Annotated in this window: 20 protein-coding genes; 5 read left to right on the top strand and 15 right to left on the bottom strand. The window is 66.4% G+C overall.

What is annotated here, in order from left to right; translation table 11 throughout:
- Window positions 1-85: 85 nt before the first annotated feature.
- On the bottom strand, window positions 86-1,132 hold the full coding sequence (locus QE395_RS02910) for a rod shape-determining protein (protein WP_038686189.1): 1,047 nt from the start codon (window positions 1,130-1,132) through the stop codon (window positions 86-88).
- A gap of 274 nt (window positions 1,133-1,406) precedes the next feature.
- Here QE395_RS02910 and QE395_RS02905 point away from each other — a divergent pair, with 274 nt between their 5' ends.
- Window positions 1,407-2,345, top strand: a complete 939-nt coding sequence (locus QE395_RS02905) for a carbohydrate kinase family protein (protein WP_068854050.1) — start codon at window positions 1,407-1,409, stop codon at window positions 2,343-2,345.
- Between the two features lie 274 nt (window positions 2,346-2,619).
- On the opposite strand, the gene QE395_RS02900 is transcribed toward QE395_RS02905, so the two are convergent.
- From QE395_RS02900 to ubiE, 3 genes are all read right to left on the bottom strand, one after another.
- Window positions 2,620-3,351 (bottom strand): hypothetical protein, encoded by a 732-nt coding sequence (locus tag QE395_RS02900; protein ID WP_068854051.1) that lies wholly within the window; start codon window positions 3,349-3,351, stop codon window positions 2,620-2,622.
- Window positions 3,352-3,460: 109 nt separating this feature from the next.
- Window positions 3,461-5,392, bottom strand: coding sequence for a M1 family metallopeptidase (locus QE395_RS02895; protein ID WP_306987508.1), 1,932 nt, complete (start codon window positions 5,390-5,392; stop codon window positions 3,461-3,463).
- A 151-nt stretch (window positions 5,393-5,543) separates the two neighbouring features.
- Window positions 5,544-6,305, bottom strand: coding sequence for a bifunctional demethylmenaquinone methyltransferase/2-methoxy-6-polyprenyl-1,4-benzoquinol methylase UbiE (gene ubiE, locus QE395_RS02890; protein ID WP_306987507.1), 762 nt, complete (start codon window positions 6,303-6,305; stop codon window positions 5,544-5,546).
- Between the two features lie 71 nt (window positions 6,306-6,376).
- Between ubiE and QE395_RS02885 the strand changes: the two genes are divergently transcribed.
- The 3 genes from QE395_RS02885 to QE395_RS02875 all read left to right on the top strand — a co-directional run bounded on the left by QE395_RS02885 (window position 6,377) and on the right by QE395_RS02875 (window position 7,823).
- Window positions 6,377-6,829: a nucleoside deaminase gene (locus QE395_RS02885; RefSeq protein ID WP_068854054.1), complete on the top strand. Its 453-nt coding sequence runs from the start codon at window positions 6,377-6,379 to the stop codon at window positions 6,827-6,829.
- Window positions 6,830-7,028: 199 nt separating this feature from the next.
- Window positions 7,029-7,361, top strand: a complete 333-nt coding sequence (locus QE395_RS02880) for a hypothetical protein (protein ID WP_068854055.1) — start codon at window positions 7,029-7,031, stop codon at window positions 7,359-7,361.
- A gap of 69 nt (window positions 7,362-7,430) precedes the next feature.
- Window positions 7,431-7,823: a low affinity iron permease family protein gene (locus QE395_RS02875; RefSeq protein ID WP_306990402.1), complete on the top strand. Its 393-nt coding sequence runs from the start codon at window positions 7,431-7,433 to the stop codon at window positions 7,821-7,823.
- On the opposite strand, the gene QE395_RS02870 is transcribed toward QE395_RS02875, so the two are convergent.
- From QE395_RS02870 to smeD, 3 genes are read right to left on the bottom strand one after another with little or no spacing between them, the layout of a single operon-like run.
- Entirely contained in the window at window positions 7,824-9,218 is a 1,395-nt protein-coding gene (locus tag QE395_RS02870) for an efflux transporter outer membrane subunit (RefSeq protein WP_249833135.1), read from the bottom strand. It lies immediately after the preceding gene.
- The gene (gene smeE / locus QE395_RS02865) at window positions 9,211-12,387 is read right to left on the bottom strand and encodes a multidrug efflux RND transporter permease subunit SmeE (protein ID WP_306987505.1); all 3,177 of its coding nucleotides are present in this window, start codon (window positions 12,385-12,387) and stop codon (window positions 9,211-9,213) included. The genes QE395_RS02870 and smeE overlap by 8 nt, the downstream gene beginning before the upstream one ends.
- A 12-nt stretch (window positions 12,388-12,399) precedes the next feature.
- A complete protein-coding gene (gene smeD / locus QE395_RS02860) occupies window positions 12,400-13,575 on the bottom strand; it encodes a multidrug efflux RND transporter periplasmic adaptor subunit SmeD (RefSeq protein WP_306987504.1) in 1,176 nt (391 codons plus the stop codon).
- A 162-nt stretch (window positions 13,576-13,737) separates the two neighbouring features.
- Here smeD and QE395_RS02855 point away from each other — a divergent pair, with 162 nt between their 5' ends.
- Complete coding sequence (locus tag QE395_RS02855; protein WP_068854060.1) at window positions 13,738-14,406, top strand: TetR family transcriptional regulator; 669 nt, start codon at window positions 13,738-13,740, stop codon at window positions 14,404-14,406.
- Window positions 14,407-14,830: 424 nt separating this feature from the next.
- On the opposite strand, the gene hslU is transcribed toward QE395_RS02855, so the two are convergent.
- The 8 genes from hslU to QE395_RS02815 form a co-directional block, all read right to left on the bottom strand.
- Window positions 14,831-16,204: an ATP-dependent protease ATPase subunit HslU gene (gene hslU, locus QE395_RS02850; RefSeq protein ID WP_306987502.1), complete on the bottom strand. Its 1,374-nt coding sequence runs from the start codon at window positions 16,202-16,204 to the stop codon at window positions 14,831-14,833.
- 232 nt (window positions 16,205-16,436) lie between these two features.
- On the bottom strand, window positions 16,437-16,988 hold the full coding sequence (gene hslV / locus QE395_RS02845; protein ID WP_017356659.1) for an ATP-dependent protease subunit HslV: 552 nt from the start codon (window positions 16,986-16,988) through the stop codon (window positions 16,437-16,439).
- A 91-nt stretch (window positions 16,989-17,079) separates the two neighbouring features.
- The gene (gene xerC / locus QE395_RS02840) at window positions 17,080-17,970 is read right to left on the bottom strand and encodes a tyrosine recombinase XerC (RefSeq protein ID WP_093533981.1); all 891 of its coding nucleotides are present in this window, start codon (window positions 17,968-17,970) and stop codon (window positions 17,080-17,082) included.
- Between the two features lie 22 nt (window positions 17,971-17,992).
- The gene (locus tag QE395_RS02835) at window positions 17,993-18,670 is read right to left on the bottom strand and encodes a DUF484 family protein (RefSeq protein ID WP_068854063.1); all 678 of its coding nucleotides are present in this window, start codon (window positions 18,668-18,670) and stop codon (window positions 17,993-17,995) included.
- The gene (gene dapF, locus QE395_RS02830; RefSeq protein WP_306987500.1) at window positions 18,667-19,518 is read right to left on the bottom strand and encodes a diaminopimelate epimerase; all 852 of its coding nucleotides are present in this window, start codon (window positions 19,516-19,518) and stop codon (window positions 18,667-18,669) included. Before dapF ends, QE395_RS02835 begins: the two co-directional genes overlap by 4 nt.
- Window positions 19,511-19,756, bottom strand: coding sequence for a lipoprotein (locus QE395_RS02825; RefSeq protein WP_068854065.1), 246 nt, complete (start codon window positions 19,754-19,756; stop codon window positions 19,511-19,513). The genes dapF and QE395_RS02825 overlap by 8 nt, the downstream gene beginning before the upstream one ends.
- Window positions 19,757-19,883: 127 nt before the next feature.
- Window positions 19,884-20,300 (bottom strand): YbaN family protein, encoded by a 417-nt coding sequence (locus tag QE395_RS02820; RefSeq protein ID WP_306987499.1) that lies wholly within the window; start codon window positions 20,298-20,300, stop codon window positions 19,884-19,886.
- A 57-nt stretch (window positions 20,301-20,357) separates the two neighbouring features.
- Entirely contained in the window at window positions 20,358-22,439 is a 2,082-nt protein-coding gene (locus QE395_RS02815; protein WP_306987498.1) for a S9 family peptidase, read from the bottom strand.
- Window positions 22,440-22,508 lie beyond the last annotated feature (69 nt).

The raw sequence follows: 22,508 nt of genomic DNA, 5'->3' as shown, positions 1-22,508 counted from the left end.
CCCCGGCGCTGCGATGCCCGGCGTGGCAGGCACGCAGCGGGCATCACGCCGCAGGGGCGCGTCCAACACACAGGACCGGTACGGCTTACTCCGGCGCAAAGAACTCGTTGCCGTGCATGTCCACCAGCTCCAGCGCACGACCGCCACCGCGGGCCACGCAGGTGAGCGGGTCGTCTGCCACCTGCACGTGCAGGCCGGTTTCCTCGGAGATCAGGCGGTCCAGGTCGCGCAGCAGGGCGCCACCACCGGTCAGCACGATGCCACGCTCGGCGACGTCGGCGCACAGTTCCGGCGGGGTCTGCTCCAGCGCCAGCTTGACCGCGCTGACGATGCCCGAGAGCGGTTCGTGCAGCGCTTCGAGCACTTCGTTGGAGTTGATCTTGATCATCTTCGGCACGCCCTCGGCGAGATTCCTGCCGGAGATTTCCATCTCGATGACCTCGGCCTGCGGGTAGGCGCAGCCCAGCTCGACCTTGATCCGCTCGGCGGTGGCTTCACCGATCAGCATGCCGTGGTTGCGGCGCACGTAGTTGGTGATCGACTCGTCGAAGCGGTCGCCGCCGATGCGCACCGAGGCCGAATAGACGATGCCGTTCAGCGAGATCACGGCCACTTCGGTGGTGCCGCCGCCGATGTCGATGACCATCGAGCCACGGGCTTCGGTGACCGGCATGCCGGCGCCGATCGCGGCGGCCATCGGCTCTTCGATCAGGAACACGTCACGGGCACCGGCTTCCTCGGCCGATTCCTTGATGGCGCGGCGCTCGACCTGGGTCGAACCGGCCGGCACGCAGACCAGCACGCGCGGGCTCGGGCGCAGGAAGCGCGACTTGTGCACCTTCTTGATGAAGTGCTTGAGCATCGCCTCGGTGTAGGTGAAGTCGGCGATGACGCCATCCTTCATCGGGCGGATGGTGGTGATGTGGCCCGGGGTACGGCCCAGCATCTGCTTGGCTTCGGCGCCGACGGCGGCCACCGAGCGGGTGCCACCGATGGCACGGTCCTGGCGAACGGCCACGACCGACGGTTCGTTCAGCACGATCCCCTGCCCGCGCACGTAGATGAGGGTATTGGCCGTGCCCAGGTCGATGGACAGGTCATTGGAGAACATGCCACGCAGTTTCTTGAACATCTGGGAGTTGATCCTGAGGGGTGTCGCGCCCAACGCGGGATGGCGAAAAATTGGGCAGAATTCGAGGTCGACAAGCCTAGCAATCCCCCTGTGCGCGAGCAAGGAGAAATGTCCGTCAAAGCCAGCCTTGGCGGCCATTCAGCCCAATCCGGACAGCCGGGGTTCTGGCCCTGCGGCGCCGCACCCGTTAACCTTTGCGCCATTGGGCGCCTCAGGGCGCCGTTTCGTTGCCCGCCTGCCGGGCCTCAAACCCCTTCCGCATAGGCCTTAATCGATGTCCGCTTTGATCTGTGGTTCTCTTGCCTTCGACACCATCATGGTGTTCCCGGACCAGTTCAAGAATCACATCCTGCCGGACAAGGTGCACATCCTGAACGTGTCGTTCCTGGTGCCGCGCATGCGCCGCGAGTTCGGCGGCTGCGCAGGCAACATCGCCTACAACCTGCACCTGCTGGGCGGCGAGCCGATCCCGATGGGCACGGTGGGCTCGGACTTCGGCCCGTACCGCGAGTATTTCCAGGGCCTGGGCATCGACCTGAGCCGGATCAAGGTGATCGACGAGCTGTTCACCCCGCAGGCGTTCATCACTACCGACCACGACAACAACCAGATCACGGCCTTCCACCCGGGCGCGATGATGCGGTCCTACGAGAACCATGTGAAGGACGTGCCGGGCGTGACCCTGGGCCTGGTCGGCCCGGACGGCCGCGAGGGCATGATCCAGAACTCGCAGGAGTTCTTCGAGGCCGGCGTGCCGTTCATCTTCGACCCGGGCCAGGCCATGCCGCTGTTCAATGGGCCGGAGCTGCGCACCTTCATCGAGCAGGCCGACTACGTGGTGGTCAACGACTACGAGTCCAACCTGCTGCAGGAGCGCACCGGCTGGGACGAAAAGGAGATCGTGAGCCGGGTCAAGGCCTACATCACCACCCGCGGCCCCAAGGGCGCGGTCATCCACACCCCGGAAAAGACCTACGACATCCCGCCGGCGCACGAGCGCCGCGTGGTGGATCCGACCGGCTGTGGCGACGCCTTCCGCGCCGGCCTGATCTACGGCATCGAGAAGGGCTACGACTGGCTGACCATCGGCCGCATGGGCAACCTGATGGGCGCGCTGAAGGTGGAGCATCCCGGCACGCAGAACCAGCGGTTCACCTTCGAAGAGTTTAATGAGCAATTCAAACAGCAATTCGGTTACGCGCTGGGCGTTTGATTCGCCCGGTGGCGCCGGCCGTTGGCCTACGGCGCATTGTTCCAGGGTCATGAACGCCTGACGCCCGGCTCCGGTTCGTGTCAACGTTGGACGGAATACGGAGGCGGTGATTCTTCCGCCTCCTGATGCTCGGGCCGCGCTACGCGCGGCGTCCGGCCAACGGCCGGACCTACGAATTGCTACGTGCCCATTGGGATCGGGATGAATCAACCATGGGCTCCGGACACCGGTAGCGCCGGCCGTTGGCCGGCCCAGGCGGTGCCTCACCGCTCGGTTAATTCCACCAGTTGGGCATGCGGCTGGCGTCTACGCCGCCGGTTTCGAATACGGCGGTGCGGGTGCCGCCGGCCTTGACCGGGAATTCAATGGTGATGGACCTGGCCTTGCGGGCCAGCTTCCAGAGCGCCTTCTGGTCGGTGATGAACATCGCGATGGCCTCGTCCGTCTTCGGGCGCCAGGCGGCCATCGAGATCGGCTTGCCGTCGTCGACCGTCACCTTCACCGTGCACTGCGGGCAGCGGAAATCACCGGCCTGGAGCACCAGGTAGGCGTGGCGCTTCCACTCGGGGTGGTCGCGGAAGATCAGCTGCACCGTCGTCGGGCCGCTGCCGTCCACGTCCACCCGCTCCTTGCTGTAGATCGAGGCCGAGACCTGGTTGCCCTTGCTGCCCACCGGCACCTGGTTGTACTGCCACAGGCCCTGCATGCGGCGCAGTTCGCGCGCGGTTTCGGCCTTGGCCTTGACCTCGGCGTAGCCGGGTTCGATCCGCGCGGCGACGTCCGTGTCCTTGTACTGGTCCAGCAGCGAACCGCCATGGATGCGTGCACGCTCCCAGTCCTGCCCGGCCACAGCCATGTCGTACTGCTTGGCCACGCCTTCGGCCTTTTCTTCCTGCTGCGCTTTGGCGGCGGCGGTCGCGGCTTCCTGCGCCTTGCGCTCTTCTTCCGGGTTGCTGCAGGCAGCCAGGACCAGTGCACAGGCCGCGGCAAGGATCAGTCGTTTCATTACAGGCTCCAGGTGTCAGCGAGGACGCCAAGAGGCGTCACCTGCCTACTTTAACAATGAAAAACGGCGGGGTTTCCCCCGCCGTTCCTGATCAACGCAGCGCTGGCGGTTACTTGCCCGCGCTTGCCTTGTCCAGCATGTCCTGCACCGATGCCGTGGTGATCGGGTGGTAGCTGGGCTTGGCCTTTTCAAAGGCCGCCTTGGCGAACGCCAGGCCTTCCGGGGTCTTCACCAGTTCGGCGTAGATCGGCAGGATCAGCTTGCGCCGGCCAACGCGTTCGATGAAGGCACCGGCCGCTTCATTGGCCTCCAGATAACCGCTGCGGATCGCCAGCGGGTACCAGCGCATGGCGATCTCGCCATTGGCGGTGCCGGTGAAGGTGTACGCCTTGTCCAGCGCGGCCAGCTTGTCCACGGGCAGGGTCTTGCCCATGCCGTCGATGAAGTGCACCCATTCCTGGGTACCCCACTCGCTGGTGATCTGCGCGCTCGGCAGCGTGCCACTGCCCTGCCATGCAATGCGCGCGGTATCGACGATGGAGAAGTTGCGCGAACGCGCCTTGGTGGCGAACGCCGGAATGCCCGGCTCGTCCAGCCATGCCTTCAGCTCGGCGTCGGTCACCGCGCCGGGCTTCTTGGACAGCAGGTTCTTCTTCAGGTACTCGACGAACTGGTCGGTGTTTGCGCTCTGGAACGCATGGTCATCGAACCAGCCACGCAGGAACGGATCGAACACTTCACGACCAAAGCGCTGCTCCAGGAACTGCAGGAACCACGAGCCCTTGACGTAGGCGACGTTGCTCAGCGCCTCGTCCGGGTCGCGCTCGGTCAGCGGCGGCAGGGCCAGGGCCTGGTCGGCCGGGCTCATGTCCTTGACCTCGGCCAGCAGGTCGTTCTGGTCGATCTCGCGCTCCATCTCGGCCATTTCCTGGCCATACAGCGCTTCGGTGATGCGGCCCTGCACGTAGGTGGTAAAACCTTCGTTGAGCCAGATGTCCTTCCAGCTGGAGTTGGTCACCAGGTTGCCCGACCAGCTGTGCGCCAGTTCATGGGCCACCAGCGAGACCAGCGACTTGTCGCCCACGATCACGGTCGGGGTGGCGAAGGTCAGGCGCGGGTTTTCCATGCCGCCGAACGGGAACGACGGCGGCAGCACCAGCATGTCGTAGCGGCCCCAGCGGTATTCGCCATAGAGCTTCTCGGCCGCACCGATCATCTTCTCGGTGTCTTCGAACTCCTTGGCGGCCTTGCCGACCATGGTCGGTTCGGCCCAGACGCCGGAACGACCGGAGATCGGCTCGAACACCAGGTCGCCGGCGGCGATGGCCAGCAGGTAGGACGGAATCGGCTGCGGCATCTTGAAGGTGTAATCACCGTCACGCGCGGCCTTGGGGTCGTTGTCGGCGCTCATCAGCACCATCACGTCCGGGCGCGAAGCCACGTGCGCGCTGTAGGTGAAGCGCACGCTCGGCGTGTCCTGCAGCGGCACCCACGAACGCGCGTGGATGGCCTGGGACTGGCTGAACATGAAGGGCAGCTGCTTGCCTTCGGTCATCGACGGCTCCAGCCACTGCAGGCCCGAGGCGGTCGGCGCGGTGTGGTAGGTCACCCGCACCTTGCCCGGCTGGGCCGGGGCTTCGATGGTCAGCTTGCTGCCGAACACCTTGTCGGCCGGCGCCAGCGCGAACTGCAGCGGCGCGGCGCTGCCATCGGCGGCGACGGCTTCAACCTTCTCGATGGTCAGCTCGCGGGTGTCCAGCACCAGCTGCTTGGCCGCCTTGTCCTTCCACTCCAGGGTGTAGGTGGCGGTGCCGCCGATCTGCCTGCTGTCGAAATCCAGCTTCAGGTCCAGGCCCAGGTCCTTGATGACGACCTTGTCCGGTTCGGCGTAGGAACTTTCATCGTGGCTGCGGTTGACGGCTTTCACGGCAGTGTCGGCGCTCGGCTGGGCGGCGGGGGCCGCGGTCGGGGCGGCGGGCTCTTTGGAGCAGCCGGCGGCAAGCGCGACGGCCAGGGGAATCAGCAGGAACGGGGATCGCATGAATCGGGACCGATCAGGGTGAAACCGCCAGTTTACCCCCGACTTCGCCCGCCCGGGATGTGACCGCCTGCCCCATTCCCCATTCAGCCACCCTCACACAGCAGGCGCGCCCCACTGGCCGCCTCGGCTCAGCGGGAACGGGACCGGTGTCTCAAACCTTGTAGCCGGAGTGGATCGAGACGATGCCGCCGGTCAGGTTCTTGTAATGGCAGCGCGCGAAACCGGCCTCGCCCATCATGCTCTTGAGCTGCTCCTGCGGCGGGTGCTTGCGGATGCTCTCGGCCAGGTACTGGTAGCTGTCGCCGTCGCGGGCGAACAGCTGGCCCAGCTTGGGCAGGATCTTGAACGAGTGGAAATCGTAGATCGGCTTGAACCAGTCGGCGGTGACTTCGGAGAACTCCAGCACCCGCGCCTGGCCGCCCACCTTGAGCACGCGGTACATCTCGCGCAGGGCGGCATCCTTGTCGGTCACGTTGCGCAGCCCGAAGGCGATGGTCACCAGGTCGAAGCTGGCATCCGGGAACGGCAGCGCCTCGGCGTTGCACTGGACGAAGTCCAGGCCGGCCACCAGGCCGCGGTTGGTCAGGCGGTCGCGGCCCACGGTGAGCATGCCGGCGTTGATGTCGCCGACCACCACCTGGCCGTCGTCGCCCACGCGCTCCTTGAGCAGCGCGGCGATGTCGCCGGTGCCGCCAGCCAGGTCGAGCACGCTGTCACCCGGCTTCACCTGCGCGGTGGCCACGTAGTAGCGCTTCCACGCCCGGTGGATGCCCAGGCTCATCAGGTCGTTCATCAGGTCGTAGTTGCGCGCGACCGAGGTGAACACTTCGCCCACCAGCTTCTGCTTGTCCTTGGCGGCGACATCGCGGAAGCCGAAATGGGTGGTGCCAGTCTTGTAGGGGGATTCGCTCATGGCCCCGATTATCGCACCGCTGGCCGGCCGGCGGCACCTTATGATGGCCCCTTCAGTTGAACGGACCGCCCATGATCACCACCCCCGACTACGCCGCCCTGCTTGAAACCGCCATCGCCGAAGCCCGCCAGGGCCTGGCCGAAGGCGGCATCCCCATCGGCGCTGCCCTGTACCACAACGACGGCCGCCTGCTCGGCTGCGGCCACAACCGCCGGGTCCAGGAGGGCGACCCGTCCGTGCACGGTGAAACCGACGCGTTCCGCAAGGCCGGCCGCCAGCGCCGCTATCAGGACACCATCATGGTCACCACCCTGGCCCCGTGCTGGTACTGCAGCGGGCTGGTACGCCAGTTCAACATCGGCACGGTGGTGGTGGGTGAATCGGTCACCTTCCAGGGCGGTATCGACTGGCTGCGCGAAAACGGCGTGCAGGTGATCGACATGCAGAGCCAGGAATGCATCGACCTGCTGGGCGGATTCATCTCGGCACATCCCGAGGTCTGGAACGAAGACATCGGCGAGTAAGCGCCGATTCCTGCGCGGCCGCGCAGCGAAACATGCCAGATGCGCCACACCCCCTGCGTGTGGCGCCACGCAGTCATGAATGCTTCAGTTGAATGGCAGTGCGCGCACGCGCGCTGCACATCGCCATGACGCGCCATGCACCGGGTTTTACGCACTATCAGGTTGCCTTTCCCTTCCTTCCTTTCGAATCGAAGCAGCCATGTCCTCCGTCCCACGCTCCATTCCCGCCGTTATCAATGTCGAGGCCGAGGTGAACTACTGGCGCGAGAAGCATGTCGCTGACGAGCTGAAATCCGCGTCCTTCGGGCATTACATCCCCTGGATCAAGTTCGCCTGCGATTCGCTGATCACCCACCCCAAGGCCTCCGACGAAGAGCGCGAAGAAGCCTTCCAGCACCAGTACGCGGCGCAGATCATGGCCAAACTCAGCGTGGATGACGCGCGGAAATTCGTCGAGGACGTCTGGGAACACGTCTACCTGATGAGCCAGCACGACCAGAATGCCCGTCCCCGCCTGAGCGCGAGCGCCTGAGCCACGGCTGCACGGCGCCTACACGTGTCGCCTGCCATTGATGGGGCCCGTTCCAGCGTTCCGGTTCCCATGAAACTTCGCAGCGTGTTCAACCTCGTCGCCAAGAAGGCGTCCTACGCGGCGGGTACGCCGTGGACCTTCCTCGGTGCGGTCAGCATCGTGCTCATCTGGGCCCTGAGCGGGCCCGTATTCAAGTTCAACGACACCTGGCAGCTGGTGATCAACACCGGCACCACCATCATCACGTTCCTGATGGTGTTTCTCATCCAGCACAGCCAGAACGCCGATACCGCCGCCATCCAGATCAAGCTCGACGAGCTGATCCGGGTGACCGCGGAGGCCAACAACGAACTGCTGGATCTTGAAGAACTGGACGAGGAGCGGCTGGAAGAGATTCGCCGCACCTACGAACAGATTGCGCGCGATGCTGCCAAAGCCCTTGAAAAGGCACGGAATCGGTAGTTACCGCGCGGCCACATCGCCGCGTTCATACCATCCGCCACCCAGCACCTTGTACAGGGCCACCTGGTTGGACAACCGGTTCAACTGCGTGGTCACCAGCGACTGCCGCGCGGTGTACGCGGTCCGCCGCGCGTCCAACAGGGTCAGGAAGCTGTCCAGCCCAGCGTCATAGCGCGCCTGCGACAGCGTCCGTGCCTGTTCGGCCGCCGCCACCAGCGCCTGCTGTGACGCCAGCTGCGCGTCCAGGCTGTCGTTGAGCGCCAGTGCGTCGGCGGCCTCGCGGAACCCGGACTGGATCGCCTTCTCGTACTGCGCCAGCGCGATATCGCGGTTGGCATTGGCCACGCCCAGCCCGGCGCGCAGTTTGCCGCCCTGGAAGATCGGCAGGTTCAGCGTGGGCATGAAGCTCCACGCGCGGGTGCCGGCATCGAACAACCCCGACAGTTCAGACGAGGCGGACCCAATGCTGCCGGTGAGGCTGATCGACGGGAAGAACGCCGCGCGTGCGGCGCCGATGTTGGCGTTGGCCGCCAGCAGCGTGTGCTCGGCCGCCATCACGTCCGGGCGGCGCAGCAGCACCTCACCGGGAACGCCCGCCGGCACCGCGCGCACGGCGGCCACGTCGGTGGCTTCGCTGGCGGGCAGCAACGCCTCGTCGACCGGGCCACCGGCCAGCAGCGCCAGCGCGTTGCGGTCCTGGGCGACCTGGCCTTGGTAGCGGGCAACATCGGTACGCGCGGTTTCCACCAGCGTGCGGGTCTGGCTCAGTTCCAGCGCCGAGGCACCGCCCAGCTGGTGGCGCGCCTCGCTCAGGCGCAGCGAATCCTCATAGGTGGCCAGGGTGGCCTCGGCGATCTTCAACTGCTCGCTGTCGGCGCCCAGGGTCAACCACGCATTGGCCACTTCGGCCACCAGCGACAGCTGCGCGTTGCGGCGGTTGGCCGCCTCGGCGAAGTACTGCTGCAGCGCCGCCTGGCTCAGGTTGCGCACACGGCCGAACAAATCCAGTTCGAACTCGACCACGCCGAGGTTGGCGCTGAACTGCTCGGTGACCGGCACATCGCCACCGCTGCGGGTCATCTGCCCCTGCACGCCGAGCGCGGGAACCCGGTCGGCACGCTGGATGCGGTACTGCGCACGCGCCTTGTCCACATTGAGCACGGCCACGCGCAGGTCGCGATTGTTCTCCAGCGACTGGGCGATGAGCGATTGCAGCCGCTCGTCGACGAAGTAGTCGCGCCAGCCGATGTCGGCCACCTCCACCGCCGCAGCGGTGGAGGTGGTGGCCGGCCACTGCTCCGGGATCGCCGGGGCGACCTCGGTGCTGCGTGGCTCGAGCATGGCGCAGCCGGAGAGGGCGGCGGTCATGGCCAGGGCAAGGAGAGCCTTATTCATGGGTGTCACCTTCGTTGGAGTTCGTCCCGACCAACGGTCGGGACCCACCGCTCCGGGCGCCGCGGTTGAACAGCTTCTGCACCACCACAAAGAACAGCGGAATGAAGAACAGCCCCAGCACGGTGCCGACGATCATGCCGCCCAGCACGCCCGTACCGATCGCGCGCTGCGCACCCGAACCGGCGCCCGACGCAATGGCCAGCGGCAGCACGCCCAGGCCGAATGCCAGCGAGGTCATGATGATCGGCCGCAGGCGGTCGCGTACCGCGTGCATGGTGGCTTCCAGCACGCCTGCACCCTTCTCCAGGTTCTCCTTGGCGAACTCCACGATGAGGATCGCGTTCTTGCTGGTCAGGCCCACCGTGGTCAGCATCGCCACCTGGAAGTAGATGTCGCGTTCCATGCCACGCAAGGTGTTGGCCAGCACCGCACCGAGGATGCCCAGCGGCGCCACCAGCAGCACCGAGGTCGGCACGCTCCAGCTTTCATACAGCGCGGCCAGGCACAGGAACACGATCAGCAGCGACAGCGTGTACAGCAGCGGCGTCTGCGAACCGGCCTGGCGTTCCTGGTAGGACAGCGCGGTCCATTCGATCTCGAAGCCCGGCGGCAGGTCCTTGGCGATGCGTTCGATCTCGGCCATGGCATCGCCCGAGGCCACGCCCGGTGCGGGCTCGCCCTGGATTTCCATCGCCGACACGCCGTTGTAGCGCTCCAGGCGCGGCGAACCATAGTCCCAGCGCTTGGAGGCGAAGGCGCTGAACGGCACCATCTCGCCGGCGTTGTTCTTCACCGACCACAGGTTGAAGTCGTCCGGGTTCATGCGGAACGGCGCATCGGACTGCACGTACACGCGCTTGACCCGGCCACGGTCGATGAAGTCATCGATGTAGCTGCTGCCCCACGCGGCGGCCAGGGTGCTGTTGATCGCGCTGGTCGACAGGCCCAGTGCATTGGCCTTTTCCACGTCCACGTCGATGCGCAGCTGCGGGGTGTCTTCCTGGCCGTTCGGGCGCACGTTGGCCAGCAGCTTGCTCTGCCCGGCGCCGCCGAGCAGCTGGTTGCGCGCGTTGAGCAGGGCCTCGTGGCCCTGGCCGCTGTTGTCCTTCAGGAAGAAGGTGTAGCCCGAGCCGATGCCCAGCTCCGGCATGGCCGGCGGCGGGAAGGCGAAGATGAAGGCGTCCTTGATCTGGCCCAGCGCGCCCATCGCGCGCCCGGTGATCGGGCCTACGCCCTGGTCGGCATCACGCTCCTTCCAGTCCTTGAGCTTGATGAAGGCCATGCCCGCGTTCTGGCCCATGCCGGCGAAGCTGAAGCCCTGCACCGAGAACACCGACTCCACGGCTTCGGTCTCGTTCTTCAGGAAGTGGTCTTCCAGCTTGTACATCGCCTCCAGGGTACGTTCCTGGGTGGCGCCGACCGGGGTCTGCACCAGCGCCATCAGGATGCCCTGGTCTTCATTGGGCAGGAACGAGCTGGGCAGGCGCGCGAACAGCACGCCCATCGCCACGGCCAGGGCCACGAAGATGGCCATGAAGCGCCACGGCCGCGCCAGGATGCCCTTGACCCCGCGCTGGTAGGTTTCGCTGGAACGGTCGAAGCCGCGGTTGAAGCCGCCGAAGAAGCGACCGGCCAGGCCCTTGTGCGCCACATGGTGCTCGCCCTTCTTCAGCGGCTTGAGCATGGTGGCGCACAGCGCCGGGGTGAGCACGATGGCGACCAGCACCGAAAGTGCCATGGCAGACACGATGGTGGCGGAGAACTGCCGGTAGATGACGCCGGTGGAGCCGCTCATGAAGGCCATCGGGACGAACACCGCCGACAGCACCAGGCCGATGCCGACCAGCGCGCCGGTGATCTGGCTCATCGACTTGCGGGTGGCCTCCAACGGCGACAACCCTTCTTCGGACATGATGCGTTCGACGTTCTCCACCACCACGATGGCATCGTCCACCAGCAGGCCGATCGCCAGCACCATCGCGAACATGGTCAGCATGTTGATCGAGAAGCCCAGCGCGGCCAGGATGCCGAACGTGCCCAGCAGCACTACCGGTACGGCGATGGTGGGGATCAGGGTGGCGCGGAAGTTCTGCAGGAACAGGTACATCACCACGAACACCAGCACGATGGCTTCGATCAGGGTCTTGATGACGCCCTTGATCGAGACCTGCACGAACGGGGTGGTGTCATACGGCACTACCGATTCCAGCCCGGCCGGGAAGTTTTCCTTCAGGTCCTCCAGCGCGGCGCGCACGCCGTTGGCGGTATCCAGCGCGTTGGCGCCGGTGGCCAGGGTGATCGCGATACCGCTGGACGGCTTGCCGTTGTAGCGGGTCACGAAGTCATAGCTTTCGGCGCCCAGCTCGACCCGGGCCACATCGCCCAGGCGCAGCTCGCTGCCGTCGGCACCGCCGCGGACCAGGATGTTGCGGAACTGTTCCGGGGTCTGCAGGCGGTCCTGCGCGTTGATGGTGGCGTTGAGCTGCTGGCCCTTCACCGACGGCGCGCCGCCGAGCTGGCCGATGGCCACCTGGGCGTTCTGTGCGGTGATCGCCGCGGTGACTTCGTCCACCGACAGCTTGTAGGTGTGCAGCTTGTTGGGGTCCAGCCAGATGCGCATGGCGTACTTGCCGCCGAACACCTGGATGTTGCCGACGCCCGGCACGCGGCTGAGCGGATCGACGACATTGGAGCCGACGTAGTCGGAAATGTCGTTGGCATCCATGCTGCCATCGTTGGAGACGAAGCCGATCACCTGCAGGAAGCCGCTGCTGGACTTGGCCACGTTGATGCCCTGGCGCTGTACTTCCTGCGGCAGCAGCGGCATGGCCAGCTGCAGCTTGTTCTGCACCTGGACCTGGGCGATGTCCGGATCGGTGCCGCTTTCGAAGGTCAGGGTGATGGTGGCCTGGCCATTGGCCGAGCTGTTGGAGGAGAAGTAGATCAGGCCATCGATGCCCTTCATGTTCTGCTCGATGATCTGGGTCACCGAGTCCTCGACCACCTTGGCCGATGCGCCCGGGTAGGAGGCGCTGATCTCGACGGCGGGCGGTGCCACTTCCGGGTACATCGACACCGGCAGCTTGAGCACCGCCAGCGCACCGGCGAGCATGATGATGATCGCAATCACCCACGCGAAGATGGGGCGATCAATAAAGTAACGAGCCATGGAGTTCTCCGCTTACTGCTTGTCGGCCGCGGCCGCCGGCGTTGCCGGCCTGGCCGGTGCGGCGCCCATCTCGGTGGCCTGCACGGGCATGCCCGGCTGGATCTTCTGCAGGCCTTCAACGATGACCTTGTCGCCGGGCTTCAGGCCCTCTTCGACCAGCCACTTGCTGCCCAGCGCGCGGCTGACCTTGACCGGGCGCACTTCGACCTTGTTGTCCTTGCCGACCACCATGGCGCTGGTGTCGCCCTTGGCGTCGCGGGCGATGCCCTGCATGGGCACCAGCAGCGCGTTGTCGCGCACGCCACTACCGACCACGGCACGCACGTACATGCCGGGCATCAGCACCTGGTCGGGGTTGGCGACCTTGACCCGCAGCGCGTAGCTGCCGGTGGTGGGGTCGACGCTGACTTCGGAGAATTCCAGGGTGCCCTTGTGGTCGAACTCGGTACCGTCGTCGAGCAGCACGGTCACCGGCAGGCTCTGGTTGTCCTGCAGGCGGCCACTGGCCAGTTCGCGGCGCAGCTGCAGCAGTTCGCTGGCCGACTGGGTCAGGTCGACGTAGATCGGGTCGAGCTGCTGCACCGTGGCCAATGCGTCGGCCTGGCCGGCGCTGACCAGCGCGCCCTGGGTGACGCTGGACTTGCCGATGCGGCCACTGATCGGTGCGGTGATCCGGGCGAAGCCCAAGGTGACGTTGGCGGCGTCCAGGGCGGCCTTGGCGGCGCCGACATCGGCTTCGGCCTGTTTCTGGGCGGCCACGGCGTTTTCCAGGTCCTGCTTGCTGACTGCATCGACCTTGGCCAGCTCGGTGATGCGCTTGGCGCTGAGGCGGGCGGCGTTGGCGGTGGCTTCGGCGCGGGCCAGCTGGGCGCGGGCACTGTTGGCATCGGCGCGGTAGCTGGCGTCATCGACCTGGTACAGCGGCTGGCCGGCGGTGACCAGGCCGCCCTCGGTGAACAGCCGCTTGGCGACGATGCCACTGACCTGCGGGCGCACTTCGGCGACCAGGAAGGCATTGGTGCGGCCGGGCAGTTCGCGGGTGAGGCCGACCTGTTCGGCCTTCAGGGTGGCCACGGTGACTTGCCCCGGCCCACCCTGCGGACCCTCCTCACCTCCCCCGCCGCAGGCGGACACGGTCAGGGCGATCGCGAGGGACAGCGCGAGAAGACGGTACGGGGTACGGGACATGGGAGGCTCGCAGCGGGAACGGAAAAATGGGGGTGGCCGGGCCCGCGCGGGTACGCGCACGCCTCACCGGTTAGCAGTGGGGCGTAAATATACATACATGCATGTTTGTTTGTAAACGGGTACAATTCATGCCGGTTTCATCCAGCACGTGCACATAGCGCCATGGCCAGAAAAACCAAAGAAGCGGCGCAGGCCACCCGGGAAGGCATCCTGGATGCGGCCCAGAGCTGTTTCCACGAATTCGGGGTCGCCAACACCAGCCTGGCGATGATCGGCGAGCGCGCGGGCTATACCCGTGGCGCGGTGTATTGGCATTTCAAGAACAAGACCGAAGTCCTGACGGCGATGATCGACCGCGAGCGGGTGCCGTTCATCGAGCGGCTGCGGCGGACGACCTCGTCACGGCGCAACACACCGGTGCTGGACCTGCGCTCGGCGCTGCTGGTCTCCTTCCGGGAACTGGCCACGGACGAGCGGCTGCGCAACATGATGGAGATCATGCTGCGCAACGATCTTTCGGTGGAAAGCCAAGCCATGCAGCAGCTGCAGCTGGAGGCGTCGCGTGAGGAGCTGGCGATTTTCAGCGCGGCATTCGAGCGCGCGCGCGAGCTGGGGCAACTGCGCGAGGGCGTGGACGTGGACACGGTGGCCCGCATCATCAGCACCAGCCTGACCGGCGTGCTGTACAGCGCGATGCTGGAACCGGAACTGTTCGAGCTGCAGCGCGACGGCACCCAGACCCTGGACGCCGTTTTCGGCGCCTTCGTAAAGCCCGGCGTATTCGTACCGGGCGCCCCACCCGAAGCCCTGCCGACCGACGACGAGGCGTGATTGGTCCGATGTCGCCCGTGTGCCGGCGACAAGGGTGACTGCTGGGTGGTTTCGGTCTGGGTTTACACCCGGACGCATGAATCCGACCGGTCACGTCACCGGCTCCGGACATTCGGGCCGCGCTGCGCGCGGTGTCCGGCCAACGGCCGGGGCTACGAATTTCTACGGGGCCATTGGGATCGGGATCAATCAACCATCGGCGTCGGCTGGCATATCCAGATCTCCGGACGTTACGTAACAACTCGTAGCCCCGGCCGTTGGCCGGACACCGCGCGTAGCGCGGCCCAACCGTCCGAAGGCGTTTGCGCGACGATCACGGCCAACATTCCGGCGTTTAGAGGTTCCGAAGCCGCCCATCAGGCGCCATGACGTTCGAGCGAAGAGCAGCCGGGCAAAGCCCGGCTCTGCCTCGTTGACCCGCCGCTTACAGGATGTACCGACTCAGGTCCGGATCCTTGACCAGCTCGCCCAGGTGCTTGTCGACGTAGGCCGCATCGATGGCCAGGGTTTCGCCATCGCGGTCCGGGGCTTCGTAGCTCAGCGAATCGAGCAGGCGTTCCAGCACGGTATGCAGGCGACGTGCGCCGATGTTTTCCTGGCGCTCGTTGACCTGGAACGCGATTTCGGCGAGGCGATCCACGGCGTCTTCGGTGAAGTTCACGGTCACGCCTTCAGTGGCCAGCAGCGCTTCGTACTGCTTGGTCAGCGCGGCCTTGGGCTCGGTCAGGATGCGGACGAAATCCTGCTTGCTCAGGGCACCCAGTTCCACGCGGATAGGGAAGCGGCCCTGCAGTTCGGGAATCAGGTCGCTCGGCTTGGCCAGGTGGAACGCGCCGGAGGCGATGAACAGGATGTGGTCGGTCTTGACCGTGCCGTACTTGGTGGACACGTTGGAGCCTTCCACCAGCGGCAGCAGGTCGCGCTGCACGCCTTCGCGGGAGACATCGCCGCCGCCGACGTTGTCGCCGCGCTTGGCGACCTTGTCGATCTCGTCGATGAAGACGATGCCGTGCTGTTCGCAGGCGTCGATCGCGGCGCTGCGGATGTCGTCTTCGTTGACCAGCTTGCCGGCTTCCTCTTCCACCAGCAGCGGGCGCGCGGCCTTGATGGTGACGGTGCGCTTCTGCGCCTTGCCGCCGCCCAGGCTGGAGAACATCTGGCGCAGCTGCTGGCCCATTTCCTCCATGCCCGGCGGGGTCATGATGTCCACGCCGATGTTGGCGGCCACTTCCAGTTCGATCTCGCGCTCGTCCAGCTCGCCGTTGCGCAGCATGCGGCGGAACTTGATGCGGGTTTCGTTGTCCTGGGCGGAGGGTTCGTTGCGGGCGGCTTCCGGATCAAAGCCGATGCCGCCTGCACGACGCGGCAGCAGTGCGTCGAGGATGCGGTCTTCGGCACGCTCTTCGGCCTGGTTGCGCACGCGCACCTTGGCCATTTCGCGGTACAGCTTGACGGCGGTATCGGCCAGGTCACGGATGATCTGTTCGACGTCCTTGCCGACGTAGCCGACTTCGGTGAAGCGGGTGGCTTCCACCTTGACGAACGGGGCCTTGGCCAAGGTGGCCAGGCGGCGTGCGATTTCGGTCTTGCCGACGCCGGTCGGGCCGATCATCAGGATGTTCTTGGGCATCACTTCATCGCGCAGCTCGGCTGGCAGCTGCATGCGCCGCCAGCGGTTGCGCAGGGCGATGGCCACGGCGCGCTTGGCGTCGTGCTGGCCGACGATGTGGCGGTCCAGCTCCTGCACGATTTCGCGCGGGGTCATGGTGGCGGAGGATGATTCGTTGTTGTGCGGCATGGGTGCGCTCACAAAATATTCTGGGGAAAATGGCAGGGCTGTCCGGGCCTGCGACACTGACGTAACGGTGAGGTAGAGCCGACCGGTAGAGCCGACTGTTAGTCGGCTGCTGATCCATGCTGCCGACTAACAGTCGGCACTACTGCTGATACATGCTGCCGACTAACAGTCGGCACTACTGCTGATACATGCTGCCGACCAACAGTCGGCACTACCGATTTGACCCGCAGGGTCAAAGCTCCTCGACCACCACGTTGCGGTTGGTGTAGATGCAGATGTCGCCGGCGATGTTGATCGATTCGGTGGCGATGGTGCGCGCGTCCAGTTCGGTGTGCGCCAGCAGTGCGCGCGCGGCGGACAAGGCGTAGGAACCGCCGGAACCGATCGCGATGATGCCGTCTTCCGGTTCGATAACGTCACCGGTGCCGCTGATGATCAGCGAGGTGTCCTTGTCGGCCACGGCGAGCAGGGCTTCGAGCTTGCCCAGGCGGCGTTCGGTACGCCAGTCCTTGGCCAGCTCCACGGCGGCACGCTGCAGCTGGCCGTGCTTTTCCAGCTTGGCTTCAAACAGCTCGAACAGGGTGAAGGCGTCGGCGGCGGCACCGGCGAATCCGGCCAGCACCTGGCCCTCGCGGCCCAGGCGGCGCACCTTGCGCGCGTTGCCCTTCATGACGGTGTGGCCGAGGGTGACCTGGCCATCGCCGGCGACGGCGACATGACCGTTGCGGCGCACCGAAATGATGGTGGTGGCGTGAAACACGTTGGGGTTCTGACTGGGGTCCATGGAGCCTCCGGGGTGACAAGAACAGAGGTGGGGCCACCGGCCGATCCTTCAAGCCGCCCTGCCCTGCGCCCGGGTGACGCAGTGGTCCGGTTCAGCTTTCGTTGTCGCCCGTGCGCCGCTTCGCCCGTGGGTGCGCGGCGTCGTAGACCTTGGCCAGGTGCTGGAAATCCAGGTGGGTGTAGATCTGCGTGGTGGCGATATCGGCATGACCCAGCAGCTCCTGCACGCCGCGCAGGTCACCGGAGGATTCGAGGATATGGCTGGCGAAACTGTGCCGCAGCATGTGCGGGTGCACGTGCTTGAACAGGCCCTGGCGTTGGGCCAGCTGGCGGATGCGGATCTGCACGGCGCGCTGGGTGATCGGCCCGCCCTTGCGCCCGGGGAACACCGGCTGCGCATCGCCGCCGCCGCTCTCCGCACGCCATCCCAGCAGCGCCTCGCGCGCGTGCGAACCAAACGGCACGCGACGCTGGCGATTGCCCTTGCCGAGCACGTTGACCAGACCGGTGGCGAAATCCAGGTCGCGCCAGATCAGCGCGCAAAGTTCGCTCAGACGCAGGCCGGAGGAATAGAACAGTTCGAGCAGCGCGCGATCGCGCAGACCGAGCGGTGCATCGGTGGGCAGTTCCACCAGGCGCACCGCTTCGTCGGCATCGAGCACCTGCGGCAATTTGCGCGGTGCCTTCGGGGCCTTCAGGCCGGCAGCGGGACTGACTGCGATGCGGTGGTGCTTGAGCAGCCACGCGTAGAAACTGCGGCAGGCCGACAGCCGGCGCTGCAGTGATTTTGGCGCCAGCCCGCGGCGGTGTTCGGCCGCGATGAACTGGCGCAGCTGCGCGCCATCGAGCCCTTCCGCGCTGCCCTCCTGCTGGATCGCCCAGGCATCGAGCGCGGCCAGGTCACGGCGGTAGGCATCCAGCGTGTGCGCCGATGCGCGGCGCTCCACCTGCAGGTACCCGAGGAAATCCTGGACGGCGTTCATGCGGGATGCCGCCGGCGCGGTCTCAGGCCGGGTCGAAGCGCTTGAGGGCCACGGCCAGCGCCTCGCCCATCATGCGCAGGAACAGCGTGCCCATGCCCGGGTAGAAACGGTTGCCATCATGGCTGCCCACCGCGATCAGGCCCACGCCCGGCAACGGCAGCAATGCGCTGGACTGCACTTCATCCACGCGCCCGCCGTACAGCACCGTGTTCTTCTCCGGCTGCAGGCGGCCGCAGATCGGCTCGCCATCCTTCAGGCAATCGCGGAACGAGGCCAGCAGCGGGCTGCCTTCTTCGATCACCTGCAGCCACGGCGCCTGCTCCAGGCCCTGCACCGGGTGCAACACCACCAGCCGTACCAGGTCACCGGCGAAGTCTTCCTCCAGCGAGGCGGCCATCGCGCGCAGGGTATCGGCGGCGCTGTCCTGCTTCATCAGTGCCAGCGTGAGCTGGTGGGTGCGCACGGCCAGGCGTTCGTTGACCTGCGCGTTGGCCGCCAGGTCGGCCAGCCGGCGCGACAGCTCGCGGTTCTTGTCGCGCAGCACTTCCAGCTGGTAGCTGGCCAGCGACGCGGTGGGGCCATCGTCGCGCGGCACCACCAGGGTCAAGGCCAGGTCCGGGAACTGCTTCAGGAACGCCGGGTGCCGGCGCAGCCACGCGGCGACTTCATGTGCGCCGATCTTCTCGATGGTGTCGCTCATGCGTTCCACTCCCCTTCGAAGACGAATGCAGCCGGGCCGGACATCACCACCTGGGCGTCGTCGGCCGGCCAACGCAGGCGCAGGTCGCCACCGGGCAGCGACACCGTGGCGTCGCGCTGCAGGCGGCCGCGCTGCATCATCACCACGGCGGCGGCGCAGGCGCCACTGCCGCAGGCCAGCGTTTCGCCGACGCCGCGTTCGAACACGCGCAGGCGCGCATGCTGCGGATCGACCACCTGCACGAAGCCGACATTGACCGACTGCGGGAAGGTCGCGTGCTGCTGCAGCAGGGGCCCCAGCCGTTCGACCGGTGCGGCGTCGACCAGGCCGACTTCGATCACGGCATGCGGGTTGCCCATGGAGACCGCGCCAAAGCGCACGGTATCGCCCTGCAGCGGCAGCAGGTATTCCTCGCGCGCACGGGCAAAGCCCAGCAACGGCACCTGGTCCGGTTCGAAGCGCGGCACGCCCATGGCCACCGCGTAGTGATCGGCGCCGATACGTTCAATGGCGTGGGTGGCGAGCGGGCTGTCGATGTTGAAACGTTCGCCCTGCGCCGCACCATCGCGCACCAGCCAGGCCGCGACGCAGCGCGCGCCGTTGCCGCACTGTTCGGACTGCGAGCCGTCCGAATTCCAGATGCGGTAGGCCGCCACCGAGCCTTCCGCGCGCGGCGGTTCGATGGTCAGGATCTGGTCGCAACCGACGCCGGTGTGGCGGTTGGCCAGCTGGGCCGCCAATGCCGGGGTGGGTGCCGGGGTACCGTCGCGCAGGTCGAGCACGACGAAGTCGTTACCCGCGCCGTGCATCTTGCTGAAGCGCAGCGCGGTGGAGGCGGCCTTACTCATTCCCGTCGTCGGAGTTGAGCTGCGGGTCGACCGGATCGGGCACGACCGGCGGATCGTCGGTGGCGTTGGTGTCTTCCGGTACCGCCTCGGCATCGGCGGCCGGCTCGACGGCCTGCTCTTCGACCGGCACCGGCTTCTGCGGCATGACCAGCGGGCCCTTGTTGCCACAGGCCGAAAGGAACAGCAGCGCCAGCGCTGCCAACGGAATCAGGATGCGATTGCGATGGGGGATGCTCATGGCCCGAGTATAGCGGCGCGCGAAAGGACAGGTGTGCCGATTCAATGAACGCCCAGATGGGACCGGTGCGCCCGGACCGGTGACTGCCACCACGGGTAGCGGCGGCCGTTGGCCGGCCCGGGCAGTGCTAGGGCGGCAACGGCCGGGTCCACAGCCACGCCGCCACCACCGTCATGCAGCCGATCGACAGCCACTTCACCCAGGCGATCGGCACGCACCACAACATGATGCTGGCGCACACCGCCATGGTCAGGGTGGCCATCCACTTGCCCTTGCGGCTGACCGCGCCATGCGCCTGCCAGTTTCCAATGGCCGGGCCGAACCGTGGGTGCTGCAGCAGCCAGGTGTGCAGGCGCTCGGAACCGCGTGAGGCGGCCCAGGCCGAAATCAGGACGAACACCGTGGTCGGCAGGCCGGGCACGAAGATGCCGACGATGCCGGTGCCCAGGCTGGCATAGGCAAGCAACCACCAGGCCCAGCGGAAGCGCACCGGTGGCCGCGCAGGCGCGGCATCGGGGTGCTCGGGGCGTTCGGGGAGGGTCATGCCGTGAGGATAGCGAGGCCCGGCGCCGACCGCGATGGTCGGCGCCGGCACGCAGCGTTACGGCGCCGTATCGACGCCCAGCTGGTCGAGCACGAACGCATACGACTCGGCCAGCTCCAGGTAACGCTGGAAGCGGCCGGACTTGCCGCCGTGGCCGGCTTCCATGTTCGTGCGGAACACGATCGGCGCGGTGCCGGTGTTGTCGTCGCGCAGGCGCGCCACCCACTTGGCCGGCTCCCAGTACTGCACCTGCGAATCCCACAACCCGGTGCCGACGAACAGCGACGGGTAGGCCTGGCGCTGCACGTTGTCATACGGGGAGTAACCCAGCATGTAGTCGTAGTACTCGCGGTTTTCCGGGTTGCCCCACTCGTCGTATTCGTTGGTGGTGAGCGGGATGCTGGCATCCAGCATGGTGGTCACCACGTCCACGAACGGCACCTGTGCCACCATCACCCGGTAATCCTGCGGGGCCTGGTTGGCCACCGCACCCATCAGCAGGCCGCCGGCGCTGCCACCGGACGCGGCCACCCGGTCCTTGGCGGCATAGCCCTGCCGGACCAGTTCGCGGGTGACATCGACGAAGTCGTTGAAGGTGTTCTGCTTCTTCAACAGCTTGCCGTCCTCGTACCAGGCGCGGCCCATTTCCTCGCCGCCGCGGATGTGCGCGATGGCATACACCACGCCGCGATCGAGCAGGCTGACCACGGTCTGGTTGAAACCCGGGTCCATCGACATGCCATAGCTGCCGTAGGCGTACTGATACAGCGCGCCCGTGCCGTCCTTCCTGAAACCGTTGCGGTAGACCAGCGACACCGGCACCTTGGCGCCGTCACGCGCGGTCACCCACACCCGTTCGGTGGTGTACTGCGCCGGGTCATAGCCGATCACCGGCTGCTGCTTGAGCTGGCGGCGCTCACCGGTGGTGGTGTTGAGCTCGTAGGTGGTGGTCGGCGTGGTCAGCGAGGTGTAGGCATAGCGCAGCCACGGTGTATCCGCTTCGGGATTGGCGGCCAGCCCCATGGAGTACGCCGGCTCGTCGGCCTTGACGTAGTCCTGGCGCCCATCGGCGAACAGCAGGCGCACCCGCTCCAGCGCGTTGGAGCGCTCGGCGATCGCGGTGAAGCCGTCGAACAGTTCGAAGCCCTCCACCAGCACGTTGTCATCGTGCGCAACCCAGTCGGTCCACTGGCTGCGTGCGGTGGCCTCGGTGGGCGCGGTGACGATCTTGAAGTTCTTCGCACCGGCATCGTTGGTGCGGATCACCCAGCGCCCACCGAAATGGTCGGCGTCGTATTCCACATCGCGCGCACGCGGCGCCAGCACCGTGAACTGCTGCGGGTTGGCGGCGGGTGCGTAGCGGCTTTCCGAGCTGACGGTGCTGTGCAGGTCGATGGTGATGAAGCGGTCGTCACGGGTGCGGCCCACGCCCATGTAGAAGCTGTCGTCCGCTTCCTCGTACACCAGCACGTCGCTGTGGGTCGGGGTACCCAGCACGTGCTTCTTCACCCGCACGGTGAGCAGGGTTTCCGGGTCGTTTTCCACATAGAACAGCGTGCGGTTGTCGTCGGCCCAGACCACGTTGGCGGAGACGTTCTCAATGCGGTCCGGCAGCACCTCGCCGGTGCGCAGGTCCTTGAAACGGATCACATACTGGCGGCGGCCCACGTCATCCTCGGCCCAGGCCAGCAGGTGGTTGTCCTGGCTGACGTCGGCATCGCCCACGTCGAAATAGCCCTTGCCTTCGGCCATCACGTTGAGGTCGAGCAGGATTTCTTCCGGCGCGTCCATGCTGCCCTTGCGGCGCGCCTGGATCGGGTAGTCCTTGCCGGTTTCGTAGCGGCTGTAATACCAGTAGCCGCGCTCGCGCGCCGGCACGCTGGCATCGTCCTGCTTGATGCGGCCGACGATCTCCTTGTACAGGGTGTCCTGCAGCGGCTTGAGCGGGGCCATCACCTGGTCGGTGTAGGCGTTCTCCGCATTCAGATAGGCCAGCATGGCCGGCGCTTCGCGCTTGTCGTCCCGCAGCCAGTAGTAATCGTCATTGCGGGTCGCACCGAACGGAGTGGTGACCGCGTGCGGATGCTTCTCGGCGTCGGGTGGGGTCAGCGCGGGGGCGGCATGCACGGAAGCGGTCATCAGGGTGGCAACCAGAAAAGGAAGGGGGAATTTCACGAGATAGGGCTCCTTGCCAGTGAATGCAATGGT

The organism is Stenotrophomonas sp. SORGH_AS_0282 (genome assembly GCF_030818125.1).
Taxonomy (GTDB): domain Bacteria; phylum Pseudomonadota; class Gammaproteobacteria; order Xanthomonadales; family Xanthomonadaceae; genus Stenotrophomonas; species Stenotrophomonas rhizophila_A.
This window is presented reverse-complemented; position numbering and strand designations above follow the sequence as displayed.

What these genes read in the sequence shown, in the direction of transcription:
- QE395_RS02900 (WP_068854051.1), bottom strand. Translation starts at nt 3,351, where the DNA reads ATGAAACGACTGATCCTTGCCGCGGCCTGTGCACTGGTCCTGGCTGCC.
- QE395_RS02910 (WP_038686189.1), bottom strand. Translation starts at nt 1,132, where the DNA reads ATGTTCAAGAAACTGCGTGGCATGTTCTCCAATGACCTGTCCATCGAC.
- ubiE (WP_306987507.1), bottom strand. Translation starts at nt 6,305, where the DNA reads ATGAGCGAATCCCCCTACAAGACTGGCACCACCCATTTCGGCTTCCGC.
- xerC (WP_093533981.1), bottom strand. Translation starts at nt 17,970, where the DNA reads ATGAACGCCGTCCAGGATTTCCTCGGGTACCTGCAGGTGGAGCGCCGC.
- hslV (WP_017356659.1), bottom strand. Translation starts at nt 16,988, where the DNA reads ATGGACCCCAGTCAGAACCCCAACGTGTTTCACGCCACCACCATCATT.
- QE395_RS02825 (WP_068854065.1), bottom strand. Translation starts at nt 19,756, where the DNA reads ATGAGCATCCCCCATCGCAATCGCATCCTGATTCCGTTGGCAGCGCTG.
- QE395_RS02870 (WP_249833135.1), bottom strand. Translation starts at nt 9,218, where the DNA reads ATGAATAAGGCTCTCCTTGCCCTGGCCATGACCGCCGCCCTCTCCGGC.
- hslU (WP_306987502.1), bottom strand. Translation starts at nt 16,204, where the DNA reads ATGCCGCACAACAACGAATCATCCTCCGCCACCATGACCCCGCGCGAA.
- smeE (WP_306987505.1), bottom strand. Translation starts at nt 12,387, where the DNA reads ATGGCTCGTTACTTTATTGATCGCCCCATCTTCGCGTGGGTGATTGCG.
- QE395_RS02815 (WP_306987498.1), bottom strand. Translation starts at nt 22,439, where the DNA reads ATGACCGCTTCCGTGCATGCCGCCCCCGCGCTGACCCCACCCGACGCC.
- QE395_RS02835 (WP_068854063.1), bottom strand. Translation starts at nt 18,670, where the DNA reads ATGAGCGACACCATCGAGAAGATCGGCGCACATGAAGTCGCCGCGTGG.
- QE395_RS02855 (WP_068854060.1), top strand. Translation starts at nt 13,738, where the DNA reads ATGGCCAGAAAAACCAAAGAAGCGGCGCAGGCCACCCGGGAAGGCATC.
- QE395_RS02820 (WP_306987499.1), bottom strand. Translation starts at nt 20,300, where the DNA reads ATGACCCTCCCCGAACGCCCCGAGCACCCCGATGCCGCGCCTGCGCGG.
- QE395_RS02880 (WP_068854055.1), top strand. Translation starts at nt 7,029, where the DNA reads ATGTCCTCCGTCCCACGCTCCATTCCCGCCGTTATCAATGTCGAGGCC.
- QE395_RS02895 (WP_306987508.1), bottom strand. Translation starts at nt 5,392, where the DNA reads ATGCGATCCCCGTTCCTGCTGATTCCCCTGGCCGTCGCGCTTGCCGCC.
- QE395_RS02905 (WP_068854050.1), top strand. Translation starts at nt 1,407, where the DNA reads ATGTCCGCTTTGATCTGTGGTTCTCTTGCCTTCGACACCATCATGGTG.
- QE395_RS02875 (WP_306990402.1), top strand. Translation starts at nt 7,431, where the DNA reads ATGAAACTTCGCAGCGTGTTCAACCTCGTCGCCAAGAAGGCGTCCTAC.
- QE395_RS02885 (WP_068854054.1), top strand. Translation starts at nt 6,377, where the DNA reads ATGATCACCACCCCCGACTACGCCGCCCTGCTTGAAACCGCCATCGCC.
- smeD (WP_306987504.1), bottom strand. Translation starts at nt 13,575, where the DNA reads ATGTCCCGTACCCCGTACCGTCTTCTCGCGCTGTCCCTCGCGATCGCC.
- dapF (WP_306987500.1), bottom strand. Translation starts at nt 19,518, where the DNA reads ATGAGTAAGGCCGCCTCCACCGCGCTGCGCTTCAGCAAGATGCACGGC.